Source organism: Micromonospora sp. CMU55-4 (genome assembly GCF_011602315.1).
Taxonomy (GTDB): Bacteria; Actinomycetota; Actinomycetes; order Mycobacteriales; family Micromonosporaceae; genus Micromonospora; species Micromonospora chalcea.
On the sequence record NZ_JAAOLH010000013.1, the window covers coordinates 190,274 to 212,283 of the forward strand.

Consider the following 22,010-nt stretch of genomic DNA (forward strand, 5'->3'; position numbering starts at 1 on the left):
ATCGTGACGTCCGCACCATCTGCCTGGGGCATCGGCCTGGCCACCGTCACCGCCGAGGACCAGGTGCTCGACACCTGGTACCCGACCGGCAAGCTGGGTCTGGGCGAGCTGCCACTGGTGCCCGGCGAGGACCAGGCCGACGTGCTCGACCTGCCGCCGGGCGCGATCGGCGAGCGGGCGCTGCCCGGGTTGCGCACGGTCGAGGTGACCACGCTGATCGGCTCTCTGGACGACCCGATCAAGGACGCGGCCGACGCGTACCTTCGGTTGCACCTGCTCTCCCACCGCCTGGTGCGGCCGAACGAGCTGAACCTCGACGGCATCTTCGGCAAGCTGGCGAACGTGGCCTGGACGTCGGCCGGGCCGTGCCCGCCGGAGCGGGTGGACGAGCTGCGTGTCATCGAGCGGGCGGCGGGCCGCCACCTGGCCGTGTACGGGGTCGACAAGTTCCCCCGGATGACCGACTACGTGGTGCCGTCCGGGGTGCGGATCGCCGACGCGGACCGGGTCCGGCTGGGCGCGTACCTGTCCTCCGGCACCACCGTGATGCACGAGGGCTTCGTCAACTTCAACGCGGGCACGCTGGGCACCTCGATGGTCGAGGGCCGCATCGTGCAGGGCGTGGTGGTCGGCGACGGCTCCGACGTCGGCGGCGGCGCCTCGATCATGGGCACGCTCTCCGGCGGCGGCACGGAGAGGGTGCGCATCGGTGAGCGCAGCCTGATCGGCGCGAACGCCGGTGTCGGCATCACGCTCGGCGACGACTGCGTGGTGGAGGCCGGCTGCTACATCACCGCCGCCTCGAAGATCACCCTTCCGGACGGCCGGACGGTCAAGGCCCGCGAGCTGTCCGGCGTCGACGGGCTGCTGTTCTGGCGCAACTCGGTGACCGGCGCGCTGGAGGCGAAGCCCCGCACCGGGCAGGGCATCAAACTGAACGCCGCGCTGCACGCCAACGACTGAGCCGTACCCCCGTCCGGGTCCGCGCCCACCGCGCGGACCCGGACGGCCGGCTCACCGCAGGCGGTACGCCTGGATGATCCGCTGGGTCACGGTGTTGCCGGCGTCGTCACGGGCGGTGGCCCGCAGCGACGCGTACCCCGGGCCGGCCGGGTGCCGGACGGTGGCCGCCCACGCCCCGCCCTGCTTCTTCACCGTCGCCTTGCGCCAGGTCTTCCCGCCGTCGTAGGAGACGTCGACGGTGAGCGCGACGACCCGGCCGGACGGCGCGCCGGGCTGGCGCTGCACCGCCACCGGCACGGTGAACGTCCGGCCCGCCGGTGCCGAGCTGTCCACCGCCAGCGGCGGGGTGAACCGGACCGCCATGGCCGGCAGCCGGGCCGGCACGTCGCCCGGAACCCGCTTGGAGCGGAACGTCCAGCTCGCCGAGACCTCGGTGCTCAGGTCGGTGAAGCCCCGCTTCGCCACGGTCTCCAGCCGGTAGTTCGCCGCGCCCGGCGGCACTGTGAACTCGCCGTAGCCCGGGTAGGGCGACTCGCCGAGCAGCTTGCCGTTGCGGAACAGCCGCGTCTGCTCGGTGTCGTTGAGCGAACCGCCCGGGTGGCCGGCCGCGTCGCTGTGCACCGGCAGCGAGACCACGATGCTGTCGCCGATGCGGGTGATGCTCTCCTCCGGCCAGCGCGGCTGCGGGAACGACGGGCCGAAGGGGCCCTTGTTCCATTCCTCGGTGTAGGTGCGCCCGGCCCGGTAGCGGGTGGGCACGGACTGCAGCACCGCCCGCGCCTCCAGCCAGCCGTCCTCGCCCCGCTCACCGAAGTCCAGCTCGGCGCTCCAGCGGGTCTTGGCGGTGGAGAGGTGCTCGATCCGCTTGCCGGGCACCTGGACCGGCAGGACGATCGCCGAGCCGCCGATGTCGTAGTCGGACTCCGGGAACACGACCCGTTCGTTGTCCATCCCGGTGTAGCCGGCGGCGAACCGGCTCGTGACGGTGGCGAAGTCGGCGGGCCGGTAGTGCCTGACGAAACCGGTCGGGAACCGGCCCGGGAACTGCTCGTTCAGGCCGTAGAAGTACGGGCTGCGCTCGGGCGCCTTCGCCTCGGTCCACTGGCTGGCGACCGCGCCGACGAAGAGGTCGGCGGAGACGTTGCGGCCGACCTGGCCCGAGTAGAGACCGTCGAACTTGTCGGCCCAGAGCCCGAAGCTGGCTTGGAAGTCGTCGAGCTTCCAGGCCGCGGTGAGGTCGATCAGCAGCGGTGCCGCGCCGCGCTGCGGCACCGTGGTACGGACCGGCTTCGCCGCCCGCGCGTCCAGCACGAGCCGCTGGTTGCCGGTCACCACCAGCTCCGGCTGGGCGAGGAAGGAGACCTCCGACCAGCCCTCGTCGCCGGCTGCGAAGATCAGGCTCTGCACGCCGTACCGGCCCTTTGGCACCCGCAGCCGGGCCTCGCCGTCGGCGTCGTACACGTCGCGGTAGCTGGCGTCGTCGAGCCCGAGCAGGCTGGTGAAGTAGTCACCGGTCAGAGCGCCGGAGCGGTTGCGGTGCGTCACCGTCAGGTCGTAGCTCTCCACCTCGCGGTCGACCGCGAGCGGGGTCACCGCCACCGCGTCGCCGGCGCGGGCGACCAGGCGGCCGGTCCAGTAGCCGTCGGCGCCGCCGAGCCGGGTGTCCACGACCACCGTCACCTGGGCGCTGCCGCCCGCCGGGACGGTGAGCCGGGAGGCGCCGAGGGTGAGCATGCCGGCCGGTGCGGACCGTCCGCCCGGCCCGGTGAACTCGGTGCTCAGGTCCAGCGTGACCGGGGCGGTCCCGCCGTTGCGGTAGGTGACGGTCCGGCTGATCGGCTGGTCGTCGGTGTGCGGCCAGGTCGCCACGCCGAACGAGACGGACGGCGGGTCGCTGGTCACCTGCTGGGTGATCGCGCGGGCGAGGTCGACCCGGCCCGCGCCCTGCTGGTACGCGGTCTGCTCCGGGTGCGGCTTCGCCGAGGCCATCAACGTCGCCTTGTAGCTGGCGGGCGTCCAGCCGGGGTGCTGCTGGGCGAGGAGCGCGACCGCGCCGGCCACGTGCGGCGTGGCCATCGACGTGCCGGACAGTGCGGCGTACTTGTCGCCCACCGGGTCGCCGATCTCGCCGTGTGCGGCCCGGGCGGCCACGATCTCCACGCCGGGCGCGGTGATGTCCGGCTTGATCGCTCCGTCGCCGACCCGGGGGCCACGGCTGGAGAAGTCGGCGAGCGCGTCGTCGCGGTCCACCGCGCCGACCGCCAGCGCGGCGTCGGCGCTGGCCGGCGACCCGACCGAGCCGTCGGCGCCGTCGTTGCCGGCGGCGATCACGAAGAGCGTCCCGTGCTGCTCGGTGAGCGTCCCCACCGCCTCCTCCAGCGGGTCCACCTCCGGCGTGTCGCCGCCGCCGAGACTCATGTTGACCACAGTGGCGTGCTGTTCGGCGGCGGCCCACTGCATGCCGGCCAGGATGGCCGACTCGGTGCAGCCGTAGACCTCGCAGACCTTCCCGGACAGCAGCGTGGCGTCCGGCGCGACGCCCCGGTACTTCCCGCCGGAGGCGGCCCCGCTGCCGGCGATGGTCGAGGCCACGTGGGTGCCGTGCCCGACGATGTCGTCCGGGTTGGTCTCCTCGGTGAAGTTGCGCGACTCGGCGACCTTGCCCGCCAGGTCCGGGTGGGTGAGGTCGACGCCGGTGTCGAGCACCGCGACCCGGACGCCCTTGCCGGTGTATCCGGCGGCCCAGGCGGTCGGCGCGCCGATCTGCGGCACGCTGTGGTCGAGCGTCACCCGCCGCCGGCCGTCGAGCCAGATCCGCTCGACACCCCCCGCCGCGTCGAGCCGGGCACCGGAACTGTCGGCGCTGACCGCGTTCCAGAGCGCGCCGGTGTCGCTCTTGGACGCGACGACCGCCGCGCCGGTGATCGCCGGCAGGTCGCGGGTCACCCGGGCGCCGGCGAGCGGAGCCGCCGCGCGCCGGGCCACCCCCGGCCGGTACGTCACGAGCAGCGGTACGGTGTCGCGCCGCGCGTCGTCGTAGCCGGCCTCGATCAGCCCGGTGACGTCGAACAGCCGCCGGTCGAGTTTGCCGGCGCGGACCAGCGGGAGCGCGTCCTGCGGCAGCACGGTGAGGCGGTCGCGCTCGCGGCGGACCAGGAACTCGATGCCGGTACGCCCGGCGCCGGGGCGTACCGCGGCGTGGCCGCCGGTGACGGTGACCCGGTCCCCGGTGATCAGGGTGACGGTGGCCGTGCGGTTGCCGGCCTGTTCGGACGGGCCGGTGGGCGCGGTCGGGCCGGTGGGCGCGGCAGCCCGCGCGGGCACCGGCAGACCGAGCGCCAGCGCCAGGGCCATGCCCAGCGCGCCCAGTTTTCTGCGATTCCGGAGCAACCTTCCTCCTTCGTCGAACGTTTCATCGATGAGGGACACATCGATGCGGGTATCAGCATTGCATACCGCGTATGCATCGGGAAGTCGCCGATCCGACGGAACCGCCACCACACTCCCGAACCGGCCGGGACGATCGAGCGATGACCTCCATGAAGGACCGGATGCTGGCCGGCGAGCAGTACATCGCCGACGATCCCGCGATCATCGCCGACCTGGAGCGCGCGGCCCGGCTCAGCGAACGCTTCAACCGCAGCTCCGCCGACGATCCGGCGGGCCGCCTCGCCGCGCTGCGCGAACTGCTCGGCTCACTCGGCGAGGACGCCTGGGTCCGGCCGCCACTGCACTGCGACTACGGACACCAGACGCACATCGGCCCGCGCACGTTCGTCAACTTCAACGCGGTCCTCCTCGACGTCGCCCGCATCACCATCGGCGCGGACGTCCAGATCGGACCGAACGTGCAGCTGCTCACCGCCACCCACCCGGTCGAACCGGAGGCGCGCCGGGCCAAGTGGGAATCCGCACAGCCGATCACCATCGGTGACAACGTCTGGCTCGGCGGCGGAGTGATCGTCTTGGCCGGGGTGACCATCGGCGAGAACACGGTGGTCGGCGCCGGCGCTGTCGTGACCCGCGACCTGCCGGCCAATGTGGTGGCGGTGGGTAACCCCGCTCGTCCGATCAGAAGCCTGACTCAGCCATCCTGAGCTGCGGGAACAACCGCTCCAGCGGATGCGGACTCCAGCCCCGGCGTGCACTCTGAGTAGTAGGGCGTTCACCGGGAGGCACTATGGAGCGGGTCCTCGAACTACGGGTGCACGGGGTGTCGAACACCCCGCCGGATCAGCTGCTCGGCCTGAAAGCAGGCGCGAACGGTGACGGTGGGCAACCAGCACTCGTCGCCGGCGGTCAGGTGACCGGCTTCTACCGGTCCACCACAGCCGGCCGGGACGACCCGATCACCGTCGAGGCGTACAGCTGGGGGCAGTTGACCTCCGGCGCGCGGACCCGGCGGGACGTGGAACGGGCGCTGTGGACGCTGCTGCTCCCTTTCGCCCTGGCGAACGTCGCGCTGCACGCCCGCGCGGGCATCCCGCCCGACCCGGACCAGGAGCGCTGGGCCAGCCGGTCCGGCATCACCGCCTGGCTCATCCGCCTGTTCTGCCTGAGCCTGACCTGCACGCTCGTCATGACCGTGACCGGCGTCGGCGTGGACCTGATCGGCTGGCAGTGCGTGGAGGCGGACTGCCTCGGCCGGCTCCCCGGGCCGTGGCAGTTCCTCGGCGACTCCTGGTGGCGGCAGGGCACCCGGGCGCTCGCGCTCGGACTGCTGCTGCCGCTGCTCGTGCTGGCCGCGATCGGACTCGTCGCCTTCCGCACCTACCAGTACGAGGCGCAGATGCCCGCCGACCCGCACCACCATGCGCCCGTCCAGGAAGACGGTGAGCCGGTCGAACCACCGGAGCCGCGCGAGCCGCCGCAGAACCCGCTCCAGGATCCGACGTTCTGGAACGGGGAAGGGCAACTGCGCCGCGCCGCCGTGCTGCACCTGTGCACGGGCGCGGTCACCGCCGCCGCCGTACCCGTCACCGCGGTTCTCATCATGGATCCGCCGCGCGGCCTGCGGGCCGCTGTCGCCTGGCCGACCGTCGCGCTGTTCGCCGCCGTGGTGACGATCGCCGTGATCGCGGTGGCCCGGCCCTGGTTGAGCCGGCGCCAGGGCGCCACCCCGCTCGGCCGGTGGAGCATCGCCGTCGCGGCGCTCACCGCGCTCGGTCTGGTCGGCACGTTCGTCCTGCTGCTGCTGCCCGAGGGCCCGGCCGGCCAGCCGCTGTCGGCGTACCGGCCGCCGCTCGGGTGCGCGGCGCAGCCGGAGATCGCCGGCTGCCATGCCGACCGGTCACTGCCCGGGTACGACACCGCCATCGCCTGGCTCGTCGCCTACCAGGTGCTGCTGCTGGTGGCCATCGCCGCGGCGAACCGCTCCGGCCGGCGGGCACTGGCCGGTCCGGCCGCCGGGGCGCTGCTGCTGCCGCTGGGCGCGACCTGGATCGAACACGGGCTGCCCGGCCTGCCCGACGCGCCGGACGCGCTGCGCACCTGGATGCTCGTCGGCCCGGCCGGTGTGCTGGCCGGCATCGGACTGCTCCTGCCCCGCCTGCGCCCGGCGGTGCCGACCCAGCCGCTCGGCGCGTACACCGATCTGGCCTGGCGGGGCTGCGCCCCGGCGGTCATCGCCGGTTTCGGCTGGATGATGGCGGCGGCCTACTGCGCCGGACTGCTCTACTGGGTCAGCGACCGGCTGGACGCGTCGGCCGAGCCGAGCGGCCCGAGCCGGGTGATACCTCCGCTCGCCGTCTTCTGGGCCGGGCTGGCCTGCGCGGTCGGCCTGCTCGCGCTGATCGGGCTGCTGGTCCGGGTCGCGGTCCTGCTGCACCGCCTGCGCCGGGTGGAGTACGCCCGGCTCACCGCCGCCCCCGGCCTGTCCGCGCACGACCGGCGACGCTGCCGCGACGTCAGCACGTACCGGGCGCTGCACCGGCTGGTCGGCGAGCACGCGGTCCGGCTGATGGGCTGCTACGCCGCGTTCTGCGCGGTCCTGGTCACGCTCTGCTGCGCCGCCGCGCTCTCCGGCGAACGGCCGAGCCCGCTGTCCCCCTCCGGCTGGCAGACCGCCATCCACTGGACCGCCGAACGGGGAGACGCCATCCTCGGCTGGCTGCCGGTGGTGATGGCGGCGCTCGGGCTGCTGGTCTACCGCACCGACTCGGTACGCCGCTCGGTCGGCGTGATCTGGGACGTGTGCACGTTCTGGCCCCGGGCCGCGCACCCGCTCGCCCCGCCCAGCTACGCCGAGCGCGCCGTACCGGAACTCCAGACCCGGGTCGCGGGCCTGCTGGCGCTACCGCCGCACCACAGCGACCGGATGGACGGCGTCATCCTCTCCGGACACAGCCAGGGCACCGTCATCTGCGCCGCAGTGCTTCTGCAACTGCCCCGCCGGTGGCGGCTGCGTACCTGGTTCTTCTCCTACGGCTGCCAGCTCACCCGGCTCTACGGGCGGGTCTTCCCGTCCTACTTCGGCCCGGAGCGGCTGCGTACGCTGGCCGGCGCGCTCACCTGGCCCGGCGGCCACGTGGCCTGGACGAACTTCTGGCGGGACACGGATCCGCTCGGCTGGCAGGTCAGCGCCGGGCAGCGGGACGTGCCGGTGGCGGACCCGGAGGCGCTGCACCCGACCGGCGGCGAGGTGGCCGACCCGCCCATCCGCAGCCACAGCGGCTACCCGGAGGCGGCGGAGTTCACCCGCGAGCGCGCCGTGGTGGCCCGGTTGCTGCGCCGCACCGTGCCGTCGCCCCGGCAACGGGCCGGCTGACCGTGCGCCGGTGCGGCGGCGGGTCTGCGGCAGCGCCCGGCGTCACGCCGGCGGCGGGTCGGCCAGGCGGACCACCAGGTCGGCGTGCACGGCCGTGCCCGCGACCAGCCGGGCGTTCTCCTCGTCGCTGCCCAGCGCCCAGGCCCGGGCCTGCTCCGGCGACTTCCCGTACGCCTCGTGCCGCGCGGTGAGCCGGCGCACCCGCACCTCCGCGTCCAGATCGAGGAACCATGCCTCGTGCAGGAGCGTCCGCACCTCCTCCCACGGGTCGTCCCGCAGCAGCAGGTAGTTGCCCTCGGTGACCACCAGGCGCACCTCGGGCGGGACCTCGATCGCCCCGGCGACCGGCTCCTCCAGGTCACGGCGGAACTCCGGCGCCCACACCGACGTCGGCTCCAGCCGGCGCAACCGGCGCAGCATCGAGGCGAACCCGTTGACGTCGAACGTGTCCGGCGCGCCCTTGCGCCCCGACCGGCCGAGCCGCTCCAACGCCGTCCCGGCCAGGTGGAAGCCGTCCATCGGGACCAGCCGGGCGACCGGGCCGAGCGCGGCCACGATCCCTTCCGCCAGGGTGGACTTGCCCGCACCGGGTGCCCCGGCGATGCCGAGCAGCTGACGCGGGCCGGCCTCGGCCAGCGCGCGCGCCCGGGCGACCAGGTCGTCGAGCCCGAGCACCTCCGCCGCCGGCATCAGCCCAGCACCGGCTCGCTGATGGTGAACCGCGCCTCGACCGCCGCCTGCACCGGCTGCGGCGCCGGGTCCAGCTCCAACTCCAGCTCCGGCTGCTCGCCGGAGCGCGCGTACGCCGCCTTGACCATCATCGGCGGGGACGCGCTCAGCCCGGTGTCGGACAGCTCCCGCAGCGCCGTCACCCGGGCGCCGAGCGCCTCGGCGTACTCCCGGGCCCGGACCAGCGCGTCCGCGATCGCCGCCTGCCGCGCCTCCCGGTAGGCCGGGCTGTCCGGCCGCAGCGACCACACCGGGCCGGCCACCTCGACCTGCTCCTGGTCGGCCAGGCGGAGCATCAGCTCGCCCAGCGCGGTGAAGTCGCTCGTCGTGACAGTGGTGCTCACGCTGCCCTGGTAGGCCACCACGCGGTCGCCGGAACGCCTCGTCACCGGCCAGACGTGCACCTGGCCCGTCTCCCGCCGCTCCACCGCCGGCTCGGCCGCGTCGAGCAGCGCCCGCACCGCGGCGGCCCGTTCGGCCAGCCGGGTCAGCGTGGTCTCGCGATCCCGGTCCCGGGCCGTCGCCGTCACCGTGAACCGCGCCAGCTCGGGCGCCACCTCCCGGTACGCCTCACCGCGTACCGCCACGACCGGTGCGTCCGCCATGCCGCTCAGCCTAACGGCGGCGTGGCCGGCAGGTGCCCCGTGTAGGTGACCGCGCCGCCCGCCTCGCGTACCCCGGTCAGGTGACCGCCCGCGGCGCCCAGCTCCCGCAGGTACGCCAGCTCGCCGACGTGGTCGGCGGCGCACGGGAACTCCCGCCGGTGCGCGGTGAACTCGCGCGCCCGCAGCGTGGACCGGGTCTGCCGCCCCTCGGCGAGGCGCTCGGCCAGCGCGTCGGCGTCGCCGGCGCGCAGCGCCTCGGTCAGCTCGCCCAGGAAGACGCCGAGCGCGTCCAGCTCGGCGAGGACGCGGTCGCGGTTCCCGAGCAGCATGTTCGCGGTCCGTTCGGGCGGCCCGCCGGCGACCCGGGTGCCGTCGGAGAAGCTCCCGGCCGCGAGCGTCAGAACCGCGTCCCGCAGCGCCGACCGGTGCACGGTGCCGGCCAGCGCCCCGGCGAGCACGTGCGGCACGTGCGAGGCGAGCGCCGCCGCTCCGTCGTGCTCCGGGGCGGACATCGGCACCACCCGGGCGTGGAAGACGTCCACGAGCAGCGCGGCCAGCCGCCGGAAGGCGTCCAGCCCGGTCGGCCCCGGGCAGAGCACCCAGGCGGCGCCGTCGAGCAGGCCCGGCTCGGCCGCGTCCGGTCCGGCCCGGTCGGCCCCGGCCATCGGGTGGCCCGGCACGAACCGGTGCCCGAGCCCCTGCACGGTGGCGACGGTGCTCACCTCGGCCTTGACGCTGCCGACGTCGGTGAGCACGCACCTGTCGTCGGTGACGGCGGCGACCCGGGCCAACGTCGCCGGCAACGTCGGCAGGGGGCCGCAGAGGAACACCACGTCCCGGCCGGCCACCGCGTCCTCGACCGTGTCGGCCACCACGACGCCCCGCTCGCGTACCCGCCCGCGGGTCTCCGGGTCCGGGTCCCAGCCGGTCACGTCGAGCCCGGCGTCGCGCAACCGGAGCAGCAGCGAACCGCCGATCAGCCCGGTGCCGACCACCGCCGCCCGTGCCAGCTCGCCCGCCATGTCAGGACCCGGCGAGCCGCCCGGCCACCGCGTCGACACGCTCGTCGGACTCGGTGAGCGCCACCCGGACGTGCCGGGCGCCGGCCGGGCCGTAGAAGATCCCGGCCGCGACCAGGATGCCCCGGCGGGCCAGCCAGTCCACCGTGTCCCAGCAGTCCTCGTCGCGGGTCAGCCAGAGGTAGAGGCCGGCCTCCGAGTGCTCGACCGTGAAGCCGGCCCCGGTGAACGCCGCACGCAGCTTCTCCCGCCGGACGCGGTAGCGCTCCCGCTGGGCGTCGGCGTGCTCCTGGTCGCCGAGCGCGGCCACCATCGCGGCCTGCACCGGCGCAGGCACGATCAGACCCGCGTGCTTGCGGATCTTGAGCAGCTCGGCCACCAGCGCCGGGTCACCGGCGACGAAACCGGCCCGGTACCCGGCCAGGTTCGAGCGCTTGGACAGCGAGTGCACCGCCAACACGCCGTCGTACGAGCCGCCGCACACCTCGGGCGAGAGCACCGAGACGGGCTCGGCGTCCCAGCCCAGCGGCAGGTAGCACTCGTCGCTGGCCACCACGGCCCCGCGCTCGCGCGCCCACTCGACCACCTTGCGCAGGTGGGCGGCGGGCAGCACCCGGCCGGTCGGGTTGCCCGGCGAGTTGACCCAGACCAGCCGGACCCGGGGATCCGGGCCGAGCGCAGTCAGCGAGTCGGTGCGTACGGTGGTCGCGCCGACCAGCCGCGCCCCGTCCTCGTACGTCGGGTAGGCCACCGACGGCACCACCACCACGTCACCGGGGCCGAGCCCGAGCAGCGTGGGCAGCCACGCCACCAGCTCCTTGGAGCCGATCGTGGGCAGCACGCCCAGCCCGTCGACGCCCGCGCCGCAGGCCCGGGCGACCCACGCCGCGATCGCGTCCCGCAGCGCCGCGGTGCCGGCGGTCAGCGGGTAGCCCGGCGCGTTCGACGCGTCGGCCAGCGCCTGCCGGATCAGCTGTGGCACCGGGTCGACCGGCGTGCCCATCGACAGATTGATGAGACCGTCCGGATGCGCCGCGGCCGTGGCGGCCGCGGCGTCCAGGGTGTCCCAGGTGAAGTCGGGCAGCCGTGCCGAGACCGGCGAGCGCCGGTTCAGTGGCCCTCGCCGCGCGGCGGCTGCGCGGCGACGAAGGTGGCGTCCTTCTCCACCTTGCCGATCTTCGAGGCGCCACCGGGCGAGCCCAGGTCCTCGAAGAACTCGTAGTTGGCCCCGGTGTAGTCCTTCCACTGCTCCGGGACGTCGTCCTCGTAGAAGATCGCTTCTACCGGGCAGACCGGCTCGCAGGCACCACAGTCGACGCACTCGTCGGGGTGGATGTAGAGCATCCGGTTGCCCTCGTAGATGCAGTCGACCGGGCACTCCTCGATGCATGCCTTGTCGAGCACATCCACGCACGGCTCGGCGATGATGTAGGTCACCGGTCTTCTCCTCCGCAGACTCGTCGCGATCACCCGCAACGGTAAGAGCCTAGTATCTCGCCGGGGAGGGGGTCGATCGTGCTCCGACAGCAGGACGTGGGACACCGGATCGTGGTCCGCCGGATTGTGGGGATTCGTGAGGGCCGCACGCTGTTCTCCGACGCGCTCGGCGAACTCGTCGAGCTGAGCGAGACCCACATCACCCTCGCCACCGACGCCGGCCCGCTGCGCGTACCGGTCGCCGAGGTGCACCGGGCCAAGCGGGTGCCGCCGGCCCGCCGCCCCACCGCCGCCGCCGTGGTCGCGCTGGAGCTGGCCGCCGACGAGGCGTGGCCCGCACCGGTACGCGGACGGCTCGGCGACTGGCGGCTGCGCTGGGCCGACGGCTGGACCGGCCGGGCCAACAGCGCGCTGCCGGTCGGCGACCCGGACCGGCCCCTGCCCGCCGCGCTGGACGCGGTGCAGCGCTGGTACGCCGAGCGGGGCGGCACCGCGCTGGTGAACACCCCGCTGCCGCTGGCCGCCCCGGTCGGCGCCGAACTGGACGCGCGCGGCTGGACGGCCCGGCCCCCGGTGCTGGTGCAGACCGTGCCGCTGCGCGCCCTGGCCGCGCCGCCGGACGCCGGGCTCGCCGACACGCCGCCGGATGCCGACACGCCGACCGCCGGCCCGGACGGCCCGCCGCCGCTCGCCGGTCCGGACGGCACGCCGCCGGTGACGCTGGCCGGCGCGCCCGCCGACGACTGGCTGGCGATCGCCGCCGGTCGCAAGGGAGGCCTGCCGGACGCCGCGCGGCACGTGCTCACGGCCGTCGACCGGGTCCGCTTCGCGGAGCTGCGGATCGACGGCCGGCTGCTCGCGGTCGGCCGGGGCACGGTGACCGGCGAAGGCCGCTGGCTCGGCGTCAGCCTGCTCGAAGTGCTGCCCGAGGCGCGTCGGCGCGGATTCGCCGTCGCGGTCGTCCGCGCCCTGGCCCGCTGGGGCGCGGACGAGGGCGCCACGCGGGCGTTCCTCCAGGTGGAGCAGAGCAACACCGGCGCGGTCGAGCTCTACCGCCGGCTCGGGTTCACCACCCACCACACCTACCTGACCCGGGTCGCCCCGGCCGCCTGAACGGCCGGAGGGTCAGCGCCGGACGACCCGGCGCGGCCGGGACCGCTTCATCTCGGCGTACCGCTTGAGCTGCCGGGACCGGTAGTCCCGGCCGAGCGCGGTGAGGATCAGGTAGCCGACCAGCACACCGGCGGCGGTGGCGGCGAGATAGAGCCAGATCTGGGCGAAGAAGAGACCGGCGCCACCGCCGAACGGGTTCTCCCCGACCACCAGCGGACCGACGAACACGGTGAGCGCCAGCGCCACCCCCACCGCGGCGGCCAGGTCACCGGCCAGGCGGCCGAGCGGACGGTCGGCCCCCCACCGGAACGCGACGCCCGCCAGGATCAGCCCGATCACCAGGAACATCACCAGCGACACCCGGTCGGACGCGGCGTCGTCGTCCGGGAACGCGAATCTGGTGACCAGCCGGGCCACCACGTTCACCGCGAACAACGCGGCCGCCAGCACTCCGACCGCACGCCACCGCTGACCCATCGCACGCCTCCCGCCGTACCGCCCGCTCCCTCGGCGGGCCTCTGGCAGGAATGTCTACCACCGTCGCCTGTGTGGCGTCAGCACCTCACCGGACAGGGGGCGGCGTCACCAGGTGCCGGAAACCGACCACCGCGAACGTGACCGCGCCGGCCACGATCAGCGCCAGGCCGAGCACGTTGTCGCCGACCAGCGCGAGATCACCCTCGACGGTCCGGACACCGCCCGCCACGATCACCACGAACCACGGCAGCGCGGCCAGCACGACCGCCCAGCGGCCCCCCGTCGACCGGTGCCCGAACGAGCCCAGCAGCACCGTCGCCGCCACCACCACCGGCACGCCGACGACCACCGCGCCCACCCCGACCAGCGCCTGCGCCGCGCCGGAACGGCCCTGCACCAGCTCCCAGGCCCAGGTCGAGAAGATCAGTTCGAGCAGCGCGAGCAGCACGCCGCCCCAGACCGTCAGCACGCCGCCGGTCACCCGCAGCGCGCGGTCGAGCGTCCGCTCCGCCCGGCTCGGCGGCGCGCCCTCCGGTGGCGGCTCGGCAACTGTCGACACGGGTACGGCCGGCAGCGTCACCGGACACCGGCCGCCGCGACCGGGGACCGATCCGCGGCGTCCGGGGCGATCCCGGCGAAGAGGTCGTCCTCCCAGCCGTACGGGCCATGGCCCGGCCCCTTCTCGCCCACCGCGAGCGTGAAGTACTCGACGCCCATGAACTCGCCGCCGAAGTTGCCGGCGATCGAGTAGAGCCACGAGTTGGCCGGGATCTGGGTGGCGTGGGCCCGCATCGCCGCCTCCTTGGCGGCGTGCTGCTCGGTGCCGTCGATCCGGGCGGCGATCTCCGCGTCCGGCGTGCCGAACGGCAGCTCGTCGGCGCTCTCGATGCCGGCGAACGGGTTGTCCGAGGACTCGGTGAACGTCTCCAGCCCGGCGTCGAGCACGCTGCGCGGCATGGCCGTCCAGTAGACCTTCGCCGGGGCGATCCCCTCGGCCGCGGCCAGCTCCACGCCGCGCATCGCCACCCGGTGCGCCTGGATGTGGTCCGGGTGGCCGTAGAAGCCGTTCGGGTCGTACGTGACGAGCACCTGGGGACGGACCTCGCGGATGACCTCCAGCAGGTGCCCGGCGGCGACGTCCAGGTCGGCCTGCCAGAACGCCCGCGGGTGCTCGTTGGTGGCCATGCCCATCATGCCCGAGTCGCGGTAGCGGCCCGCCCCGCCGAGGAACCGGTGATCGGTGACGCCGAGCGCGGCGCAGGCGTCGGCCAGCTCGCCGATCCGGTAGCCGCCGAGCTGGTCCGCCTCGGCCGCGCAGAGCTGGGCCAGCGCCGGGACGTGGATCTCGCCCTCCTCGCCCAGCGTGCAGGTGACGAGCGTGACGTGGGCGCCGGTGGCGGTGTAGTGCGCCATCGTCGCGCCGGTGCCGATCGACTCGTCGTCGGGATGCGCGTGGACCAGCAGAAGGCGTCGGTCGGGCAGCGTCGTCACGCCCGTCACTCTAACCGGCGGTCCTGCCCGCTCGACGGTGATGCGTCCGCTCAGGTCGGCCACATCACCTCCGGCGCGCGCCTACGCTGCAGGCGTGGACTTTCCCGAGCTGGCCGCCCGTACCCGTCGGTTCAGCCACGGGGCGCCGCGCGCCGTCACCGTCTCCGGCGACGGCGCCCGGGTCGTCTTCCTGCGCTCCGCGGGACCGGAGGACCCGGCCGACGCGCTCTGGCTGCTCGACATCGACAGCGGCGAGGAACGCCTGGTCGCCGATCCGGCGGTGCTGCTGGGCGCGGACGCCGATCCGGCCCGCCTGTCCCCGGGTGAGCGGGCGCTGCGCGAGCGGCTGCGGCTCAGCTCCGGCGGCATCGGCTCGTACGCCCTGGACGCGGCCGGCCGGGTGGCCGCGTTCGCGCTGGCCGGGCGGCTGTTCCGGGCCGACCTGGTGCACGGCGACGTGGTCGAGGTGGCTACCGGCGGGCCGGTGATCGACCCCCGGCCCGACCCGACCGGCGAGCGGCTGGCCTACGTCACCGACGCCGCCGAGGGCGTACGCCGGGGCCAGCTGCGGGTGGTGGAGCCGGACGGTACCGACAACCTGCTCGCCGGTGAGGACAGCGGCGTGACCTGGGGGCTGGCCGAGCACATCGCCGCCGAGGAGTTCGACCGCTACCGCGGCTACTGGTGGGCGCCGGACGGGCGCAGCGTGCTGGCCGCCCGGGTCGACGAGTCCCGGCTGGAACGCTGGTACCTGCACGACCCGGCCGACCCGGCGAGCCCGCCGACGTCGCTGGCGTACCCCGTAGCGGGTGGCCCGAACGCGGAGGTCAGCCTGCACCTGCTCGACCTCGACGGCGGCTGGGTCGACGTGCACTGGGACCGGGAGACCTACCCCTACCTGAGCTCGGCGGACTGGTCCGACGGCGGGCCGCTGATCACCGTGCTGCGCCGCTCGCAGCAGCACGGCCTGGTGCTGGCGGTGGACCCGCGCACCGGGGAGACACAGGTGCACGCCGAGCTGGCCGACCCGCGCTGGGTGGAACCGATCCCCGGCACCCCCGCCCACCTGCCCGACGGGCGGGTGCTGGTCGGCGGCGAGCTGGCCCACGACGGGTACGACGCACGCTGCCTGTTCGCCGACGGCACGCTGCTCACCCCGCCCTCGCTGTACGTGCGGCGGGTGGTCGGGCGGCTGCCGAACGGCCCGGGCACGACCGCGGACCTGCTGGTCGAGGCGAGTGAGGGTGAGCCGAGCCAGCGCCACCTCTACCGGGTGCGGACCACCATCGGCGGCGGCATGGACGCCCGCCGGATGGGCAGCGACCCCGGCTGGCACACCGCCTCGATCGGCGGCTCCACGCTGGCGGTGGGCATCGCGTCGCTGGAGCACCCCGGCGTCCGCTGGCGGGTCTGGCACGGCGACCGCGAGGTGGGTGAGCTGCGCTCGCTGGCCGCCACCTGCTCGTACGCGCCGCGGCCGACGATGGTCCGGGTCACCGACCGGCGGCTACCAAGCGCGGTGCTCTACCCGGCCGAGCACGTCAAAGGCACCCGGCTGCCGGTGCTGCTGGACATCTACGGCGGCCCCGGCCACCAGGAGGTGGTGGCGGCCCGCAGCGTCTGGCTGGAGCGGCAGTGGTGGGCCGAGCAGGGCTTCGCGGTGGTCACCATCGACAACCGGGGCACCCCCGGCATCGCGCCTTCGTTCGAGAAGGCGATCCACCGCCGGGTCGCCGACGTGATCCTCACCGACCAGGTGGACGCGCTCACCGCGCTCGCCGACAAGCACCCCGACCTGGACCTGGAACGGGTGGCGGTGCGCGGCTGGTCGTTCGGCGGCTGGCTGGCCGGGCTGGCGGTGCTGCGCCATCCGGAGTTGTTCAAGTGCGCGATCGTCGGCGCGCCGGTCACCGACTGGGCGCTGTACGACACCGCGTACAGCGAGCGCTACCTCGGCATGCCCGACGACGGCATGGACGTCTACGCCCACCACTCGCTGGTCGAGCTGGCCGCCGAGCCGCTCGGCGACCCGGCGCAGGCCCGGCCGATGCTGCTGGTGCACGGCCTGGCCGACGACAACGTGCTGGCCGCGCACACGCTGCGGCTGTCCGCGGCGCTGCTGGCGACGGGCCGCCCGCACGCGGTGCTGCCGCTGACCGGGGCGAGCCACCTGGCCGCGGGCGGGGTGTCCGAGCGCCTGCTCCGGCTGGAGCTGGACTTCCTCCGCCGCTACTTGTAAGGAAGGGCCCCCTTTTAACGCCTGCGGTAGAGGAAGGGCCCCTTCTTAACGCCAGGCGTTAAGAAGGGGCCCTTCCTTGCAGAGCTACTGCTTGACGTACGCGTTGACGAAGCTGGGCCAGCCGAAGATGCTGCCGATGAAGATGCCGCCGGCCTTCTCGCCGTGCGCCACGGAGACCACCTCGTTGTAGAGCGGCACCGCCGGCGCGGACTCCTTCATCAGCTTCTCGTCCAGCTTGCTCCACTCCTCGGCCTGCTTGGCCGGGTCGAGGGCCAGCACCCGGTCGAACTCGGCGTTGATCGCCTCGTTGTTGAGCTGGGACGTGTTGCTGTTGCCCTCGGCCTTGAGGCTGCGGCCGTCGAAGAGCACCGGCAGGATCGAGGCGCCGCTGGGCCAGTCGGCCGCCCACGAGTCGACCCACAGGTCCCAGGGGTTGCTCTTCTTCTTCACGAAGTCGAGGTAGCCGTCCTCGGGGATCGGCTTGACGGTGACCGTGAAGCCGGCCTTCTCCAGCGCGTTCTTGACCTGGGTGGCGGTCTCCTGCGAGGCGGTGTCGTCGGAGGTGCCGAGCACCAGGTTCACCGACTTGCCGCCCAGCGTCTCCTTCGCCTTCGCCGGGTCGCCGCTCTCACCGGCCGGGTACGCGTCGTACTTCTTGTACCCGAGCGTGGTCGGGGGCAGCAGCGTGGTCAGCGGCACCGCGCCGTACGGGCCGCCGAGGTTCTTGGTGATGCTGCTGCGGTCGATCGCGTAGTTGATCGCCTGCCGCACGGACAGGTCGGTGACCCGGGTGGTGTTGATGCTCAGCCGGTAGGCGTTGGGCGTCGCCGCGACGATCATCCGCGCCTTGAGCGCCGGGTCGCCGGTCACCTTCGCGATCAGCTCGGGCGGCACGCCGCCGGTGGCGACCGCCGCTGCGTCGTTGCCGGTGCCGGCGAGGACGCGGTTGGTCTGGGTGGTGTTGTCCGAGCCGAGCGACCAGACGAACTTGTCCGGGTACGCGTGCCGCACCGGGTCGGTGGCCGGATCCCAGTTCGTGTTGCGCTCCAGCACCATCTCCACGCCGGGCTGGATCTTGGTGAACCGGTACGGCCCGGACGAGAACGGCATGTTGTCCAGGTTGACGCCGGTGTCCTTGTCCGGCGGCAGCGGCGCGGTGGCCGGCAGCGACACCGCGAACGGCAGGTCGCAGCGGGGCTTGTTGAACTCGAAGCGCAGCGTGCGCGGGTCCGGCGTGGTCAGGCCGGGCGGCAGCGAGGTCTTGTTCTTCTTGAAGTCCCACTTGGTGTCGTACTGCGGGCTGTCGGCCAGCCACTCCTGCAGGTAGGTGGGGCCGCCGGTCAGGTCCGGGTCGAACGAGCGGGCGATGCCGTACGCGATCTCCTTGGAGGTGATCGGGCGGCCGTCCTCGAACTTGACGCCCTCCTTGATCGTGAACTCCCAGACCTTGCAGTCGTTGTTCACGTTCTTGCCGGGCGTCTCGGCGAGGTCGCCGACCAGCGTGACGTTGCCCTTGCCGTCGTCCTTGAAGGTGGTGAGGAACCGGGCGTAGAGCTGGCTGCCCATCAGGCCGGCGAACGAGTAGACCCGCTGCGGGTCCAGGTGGGAGATCTTGCTCTCGCGCAGGATGTAGAAGGTTCCGCCCTTGGCCGCGCCGGGCACCTCGGCCGCCGGGCCGAGCGAGTCCTTCGGGTCGGTCGCGATGGCGCCGCTGCGGGGCTTGTTCGTGTCCGCGGTGTCGCCGTTGTCGCCGGTGTTCTTGCTGCACGCACTGAGGGCGACCACCAGTGCCATCGCACCGCCCACGGCGGTGGCGAGTCTTGCTCGCATACTCAACTCCTCGGGTCCGATGAAGGAAAGCTTCGCCTAGCTTTCACTCGCGGTAAATTTCGAGCAGATAACGGGGGCACAACGATCGACCACCGGCGACGCCCGGATCAGCCCAGACGCACCCGTGGATCGATGAACGCGTACAGCAGGTCGACCACGATGTTCGCCACCACCACGAACAGCGCCGACACCAGGACGGTGGCCATGATGGTCGGCAGGTCGCCCTGGCGTACCGCCTCCACCGCCGTACGCCCCAGCCCCTGGATGCCGAACGTCGTCTCGGTGATGACGGTGCCGCCCAGTGCCGCGCCCACGTCGAGCCCGGCGATCGTCACGATCGGCGTGATCGCGGCGCGCAGCGCGTGCCGTCCGTACACATTGCGTTTCGCCACGCCCTTGGCCCGCGCGGTCCGCACGAAGTCCTCGGAGAGCGTCTCCAGCATCTGCGCCCGGGACAGCCGCGCGTAGATCGCGGAGAAGAGCAGCGCGAGCGTCACCCACGCCAGCACCAGGCCGCGCGCCCATTCGATCGGGTTCTCCAGGAACGGCACGTAGCGGGGTGTCGGCAGGATCTTCAGCGAGTACACGAAGACCAGCAGCAGCACGGCGCCGACGAAGTAGAGCTGCAGCGAGGCGAACGTCAGCGTCAACCCGATCGAGATGCGGTCGAGCAGCGACCCCCGCCGCAGCGCGGAGATCATCCCGAGCCCCACGCCGAGCGCCAGCCAGAGCACCGCCGCCGGGAGCACGATGTTCAGCGTCACCGGCAGCACCCGGGCGAACGTGTCGGTCACCGCCTCGCTGTTGACGTACGAGTAGCCGAGGCAGGGCGCCTCGCACTTGCCGCCCTGCGCGCTGCCCAGGTCACGGCCGACGAAGATGCCCTTCATGTAGTTGACGTACTGCGTCGGCTTCGGGTCGTTGAGCCCCAGCTCCGTGCGTACCCGCTCCAGCCGCTCGGCGTTGCAGTTCTTCGGGCACATGCCGGTCACCGGGTCGCGGGGCAGCGCGAAGAACATGAGGAAACTGACGATGCTCACCGCGAGCAGCACCGAGACCGCGAGCAGCAGCCGCTTCAGCAGAAACCGCACCATGTCGTCGAACCCCCTACCGTGACGACTTCGGGTCGAGCGCGTCGCGCAGCGCGTCGCCGAAGAGGTTGAACGCCAGCACGAGCGCGAAGATGGTGATGCCGGGGAAGAAGACGTACGCCGGGTCGGTCTGCAGGTAGTCGATGCTGCGGTAGATCATCCGGCCGAAGCTCGGCACCGACTCGGGCAGCCCGACGCCGAGGAAGGACAGCGCCGCCTCGCCCGTGACGTACGACGGCACGGCGAGCGAGAACGCCACCAGGATCGGGGCCCAGATGTTCGGCAGCAACTGCCGGAACAGCATGTGCCCGAGCCCGGCGCCGCTGGCCCGCGCCGCCTCCACGAACTCCCGTTCGCGCAGCGACACCACCTGGCCCCGGACGAGCCGGGCCGTGCCGGTCCAGCCGAACGCGGCGAAGACCACGATCAGCGTGGTCACCGCGAACCACGTCGGCACCGCGTCCCGGGGGCCGTAGAAGCGCAGCGAGAACGTCGGCACCACGGCCAGCGCGAAGATGAGGAACGGCAACGCCAGCGCGACGTCGGTGATCCAGCTGATCACCGAGTCGACCACGCCGCCCAGGAAGCCGGCGACGATCCCGAGCACCACGCCGATGGTCGTGGTGACCAGCGCGGCGCCGAGCGCGATCAGCAGCGACGTCCGGATGCCGTAGATCATCCGGATGAAGATGTCCCGGCCCAGGCCCGGTTCCAGCCCGAACCAGTGGTCACCGCTGACGCCGCCCACGTAGCCCAGCGGCATGCCGGTGGCGTCCAGCAGGTCACCGAACTGCTGGTTCGGCGACACGCCGTACAGCCGCTGGATCAGCGGCGCGGCCACCGCCGCCAGGATGAACAGGGCCAGCACGACACCGCTGACCATTGCGGTACGGTCGCGCCGCAGCCGGGCCCAGACGAGCTGGCCCGGTGAGCGGCCGACCAGCCGCTTCTTCTCGTCCGGCTCCTGATCGGAGGACTCGATCTCGGCGAGCGCCGCGCCCTCGACCGGCGACAGGCTCATTTCGACACCTCCACGGGTTCGCCGGTCGGCATGCCGACCGGTCCGCTCTCCGGGTAGTGGCAGGCGGTGAGCTGCCTGCCGCCGTCCCGGGTGGTCAGCGCCGGTTCTTCGGTGGCGCAGTGGTCGGTGGCTTTCCAGCAGCGGGTACGGAAGCGGCAGCCCGATGGCGGGTTCAACGGGGTGGGGACGTCGCCGGTGAGGCGGATCCGGCCGGCGGGCCCGAGCGTGGAGACGTCCGGAATCGCCGACAGCAGGGCTCGGGTGTAGGGGTGCTGGGGCCGGGTGTAGATGTCGTCGCGATCGCCGATCTCGACGATCTTGCCGAGATACATGACAGCGACGCGGTGGCAGAAGTGGCGGATGACGGCGAGGTCGTGGGCGATGAACACGAACGCCAGGTCCAGGTCGCGTTGCAGGTCGCGCAGCAGGTTGATGACCTGCGCCTGGATCGACACGTCCAGCGCCGAGACGGGTTCGTCGGCGACGATCAGCTTCGGTTTCAACGCCAGGGCGCGGGCGATGCCGATGCGCTGGCGCTGCCCGCCGGAGAACTCGTGCGGGTACCTGTTGTAGTGCTCCGGATTCAACCCGACGAGTTCCAGCAGCTCCTGGACGCGCTTCTTGACGCCGCCCGGTGGGGTGATCCGGTTGACCTGCAACGGCATCGCCACGATCCGCCCGACCGTGTGACGGGGGTTCAGCGAGGCGTACGGGTCCTGAAAGATGATCTGCAGGTCCTGCCGCAACGCGCGCAGCTCACGCCGCCCGCCGTGGGTGATGTCCCGTCCCGCGAACTCGATCGTCCCGGCCGTGGGTTCCAGCAGACGCACCAGCATCCGCCCGGTCGTGGTCTTCCCACACCCGGACTCCCCCACCAGGCCGAGCGTCTCGCCCGGCCGCACATCGAAGTCCAACCCGTCGACAGCACGCACCGCACCCCGCGCGCGCAGCCCCTGCCGCACCGGGAAGTGCTTGGTCAGTCCTCGCACCGACAGCAGCGGTTCGGTCTCGGCGCTCATCGGGCCACCCCCACCTGCGCGACCTCGTTGCGGTAGATCCGCTCCCGGTCACCCGCCGGCAGGTGACAGGCGACCAGGTGACCCGGCACGCCGGCCTCCCGCAGCTCGGGCACCTCGGTGCGGGACCGGTCGCCGTTCACGCCGGCCCACCGGCACCGCGGATGGAACGCGCACCCCGACGGCAGATTGATCAAGCTGGGTGGGTTGCCG

At 73.3% G+C, this 22,010-nt stretch carries 18 protein-coding genes and 1 pseudogene; 5 read left to right on the plus strand and 14 right to left on the minus strand.

Annotation, left to right across the window (positions count from 1 at the left end):
- Positions 1–3: 3 nt before the first annotated feature.
- Positions 4–963 (plus strand): 2,3,4,5-tetrahydropyridine-2,6-dicarboxylate N-succinyltransferase, encoded by a 960-nt coding sequence (gene dapD, locus HA073_RS22435; protein ID WP_104115170.1) that lies wholly within the window; start codon positions 4–6, stop codon positions 961–963.
- A 51-nt stretch (positions 964–1,014) separates the two neighbouring features.
- On the opposite strand, the gene HA073_RS22440 is transcribed toward dapD, so the two are convergent.
- Positions 1,015–4,353, minus strand: a complete 3,339-nt coding sequence (locus HA073_RS22440; RefSeq protein ID WP_166457213.1) for a S8 family serine peptidase — start codon at positions 4,351–4,353, stop codon at positions 1,015–1,017.
- A gap of 140 nt (positions 4,354–4,493) precedes the next feature.
- On the opposite strand from HA073_RS22440, the gene HA073_RS22445 reads away from it, so the two are divergent.
- Both HA073_RS22445 and HA073_RS22450 read left to right on the plus strand, forming a co-directional pair.
- Positions 4,494–5,060 carry a sugar O-acetyltransferase gene (locus tag HA073_RS22445; protein ID WP_166457214.1) on the plus strand — a complete coding sequence of 189 codons (567 nt, stop codon included), beginning with the start codon at positions 4,494–4,496 and terminating at the stop codon, positions 5,058–5,060.
- Between the two features lie 83 nt (positions 5,061–5,143).
- Positions 5,144–7,729, plus strand: coding sequence for a hypothetical protein (locus HA073_RS22450; protein ID WP_166457215.1), 2,586 nt, complete (start codon positions 5,144–5,146; stop codon positions 7,727–7,729).
- Between the two features lie 42 nt (positions 7,730–7,771).
- Here the strand turns inward: HA073_RS22450 and HA073_RS22455 are convergent, their stop codons facing one another.
- Genes HA073_RS22455 through fdxA form a run of 5 tightly spaced genes read right to left on the minus strand, consistent with a single transcriptional unit; the run spans position 7,772 to position 11,519 of the window.
- Entirely contained in the window at positions 7,772–8,419 is a 648-nt protein-coding gene (locus HA073_RS22455; RefSeq protein ID WP_043328439.1) for a nucleoside/nucleotide kinase family protein, read from the minus strand.
- A complete protein-coding gene (locus HA073_RS22460; RefSeq protein ID WP_030504648.1) occupies positions 8,419–9,063 on the minus strand; it encodes an SIMPL domain-containing protein in 645 nt (214 codons plus the stop codon). The genes HA073_RS22455 and HA073_RS22460 overlap by 1 nt, the downstream gene beginning before the upstream one ends.
- A gap of 5 nt (positions 9,064–9,068) precedes the next feature.
- Complete coding sequence (locus tag HA073_RS22465; protein ID WP_069087329.1) at positions 9,069–10,085, minus strand: prephenate dehydrogenase/arogenate dehydrogenase family protein; 1,017 nt, start codon at positions 10,083–10,085, stop codon at positions 9,069–9,071.
- A 1-nt stretch (position 10,086) separates the two neighbouring features.
- On the minus strand, positions 10,087–11,196 hold the full coding sequence (dapC, locus tag HA073_RS22470; protein ID WP_043330946.1) for a succinyldiaminopimelate transaminase: 1,110 nt from the start codon (positions 11,194–11,196) through the stop codon (positions 10,087–10,089).
- Positions 11,193–11,519 (minus strand): ferredoxin, encoded by a 327-nt coding sequence (fdxA, locus tag HA073_RS30365; protein ID WP_007464872.1) that lies wholly within the window; start codon positions 11,517–11,519, stop codon positions 11,193–11,195. The genes dapC and fdxA overlap by 4 nt, the downstream gene beginning before the upstream one ends.
- Before the next feature lie 78 nt (positions 11,520–11,597).
- On the opposite strand from fdxA, the gene HA073_RS22480 reads away from it, so the two are divergent.
- Complete coding sequence (locus HA073_RS22480; protein WP_104115156.1) at positions 11,598–12,632, plus strand: GNAT family N-acetyltransferase; 1,035 nt, start codon at positions 11,598–11,600, stop codon at positions 12,630–12,632.
- A gap of 12 nt (positions 12,633–12,644) precedes the next feature.
- Here HA073_RS22480 and HA073_RS22485 read toward each other — a convergent pair whose 3' ends face one another.
- The 3 genes from HA073_RS22485 to mshB all read right to left on the minus strand — a co-directional run bounded on the left by HA073_RS22485 (position 12,645) and on the right by mshB (position 14,609).
- On the minus strand, positions 12,645–13,109 hold the full coding sequence (locus tag HA073_RS22485; protein ID WP_104115157.1) for a hypothetical protein: 465 nt from the start codon (positions 13,107–13,109) through the stop codon (positions 12,645–12,647).
- A gap of 85 nt (positions 13,110–13,194) precedes the next feature.
- Positions 13,195–13,689: a hypothetical protein gene (locus HA073_RS22490; protein ID WP_166457217.1), complete on the minus strand. Its 495-nt coding sequence runs from the start codon at positions 13,687–13,689 to the stop codon at positions 13,195–13,197.
- Complete coding sequence (mshB, locus tag HA073_RS22495; protein WP_281605528.1) at positions 13,686–14,609, minus strand: N-acetyl-1-D-myo-inositol-2-amino-2-deoxy-alpha-D-glucopyranoside deacetylase; 924 nt, start codon at positions 14,607–14,609, stop codon at positions 13,686–13,688. The genes HA073_RS22490 and mshB overlap by 4 nt, the downstream gene beginning before the upstream one ends.
- A gap of 85 nt (positions 14,610–14,694) precedes the next feature.
- On the opposite strand from mshB, the gene HA073_RS22500 reads away from it, so the two are divergent.
- Entirely contained in the window at positions 14,695–16,839 is a 2,145-nt protein-coding gene (locus HA073_RS22500) for a prolyl oligopeptidase family serine peptidase (protein WP_043328429.1), read from the plus strand.
- Positions 16,840–16,923: 84 nt separating this feature from the next.
- Here HA073_RS22500 and HA073_RS22505 read toward each other — a convergent pair whose 3' ends face one another.
- From HA073_RS22505 to HA073_RS22525, 5 genes and pseudogenes are all read right to left on the minus strand, one after another.
- The gene (locus tag HA073_RS22505; RefSeq protein WP_166457219.1) at positions 16,924–18,669 is read right to left on the minus strand and encodes an ABC transporter substrate-binding protein; all 1,746 of its coding nucleotides are present in this window, start codon (positions 18,667–18,669) and stop codon (positions 16,924–16,926) included.
- A 107-nt stretch (positions 18,670–18,776) separates the two neighbouring features.
- Positions 18,777–19,763, minus strand: coding sequence for an ABC transporter permease (locus tag HA073_RS22510; protein WP_043328426.1), 987 nt, complete (start codon positions 19,761–19,763; stop codon positions 18,777–18,779).
- A gap of 13 nt (positions 19,764–19,776) precedes the next feature.
- Positions 19,777–20,781 (minus strand): ABC transporter permease, encoded by a 1,005-nt coding sequence (locus HA073_RS22515; RefSeq protein WP_064447917.1) that lies wholly within the window; start codon positions 20,779–20,781, stop codon positions 19,777–19,779.
- The gene (locus HA073_RS22520) at positions 20,778–21,800 is read right to left on the minus strand and encodes an ABC transporter ATP-binding protein (protein ID WP_166457220.1); all 1,023 of its coding nucleotides are present in this window, start codon (positions 21,798–21,800) and stop codon (positions 20,778–20,780) included. Before HA073_RS22520 ends, HA073_RS22515 begins: the two co-directional genes overlap by 4 nt.
- Positions 21,797–22,010: pseudogene (locus HA073_RS22525) on the minus strand (ABC transporter ATP-binding protein); the annotation flags it as partial. The gene HA073_RS22520 and the pseudogene HA073_RS22525, both read right to left, overlap by 4 nt.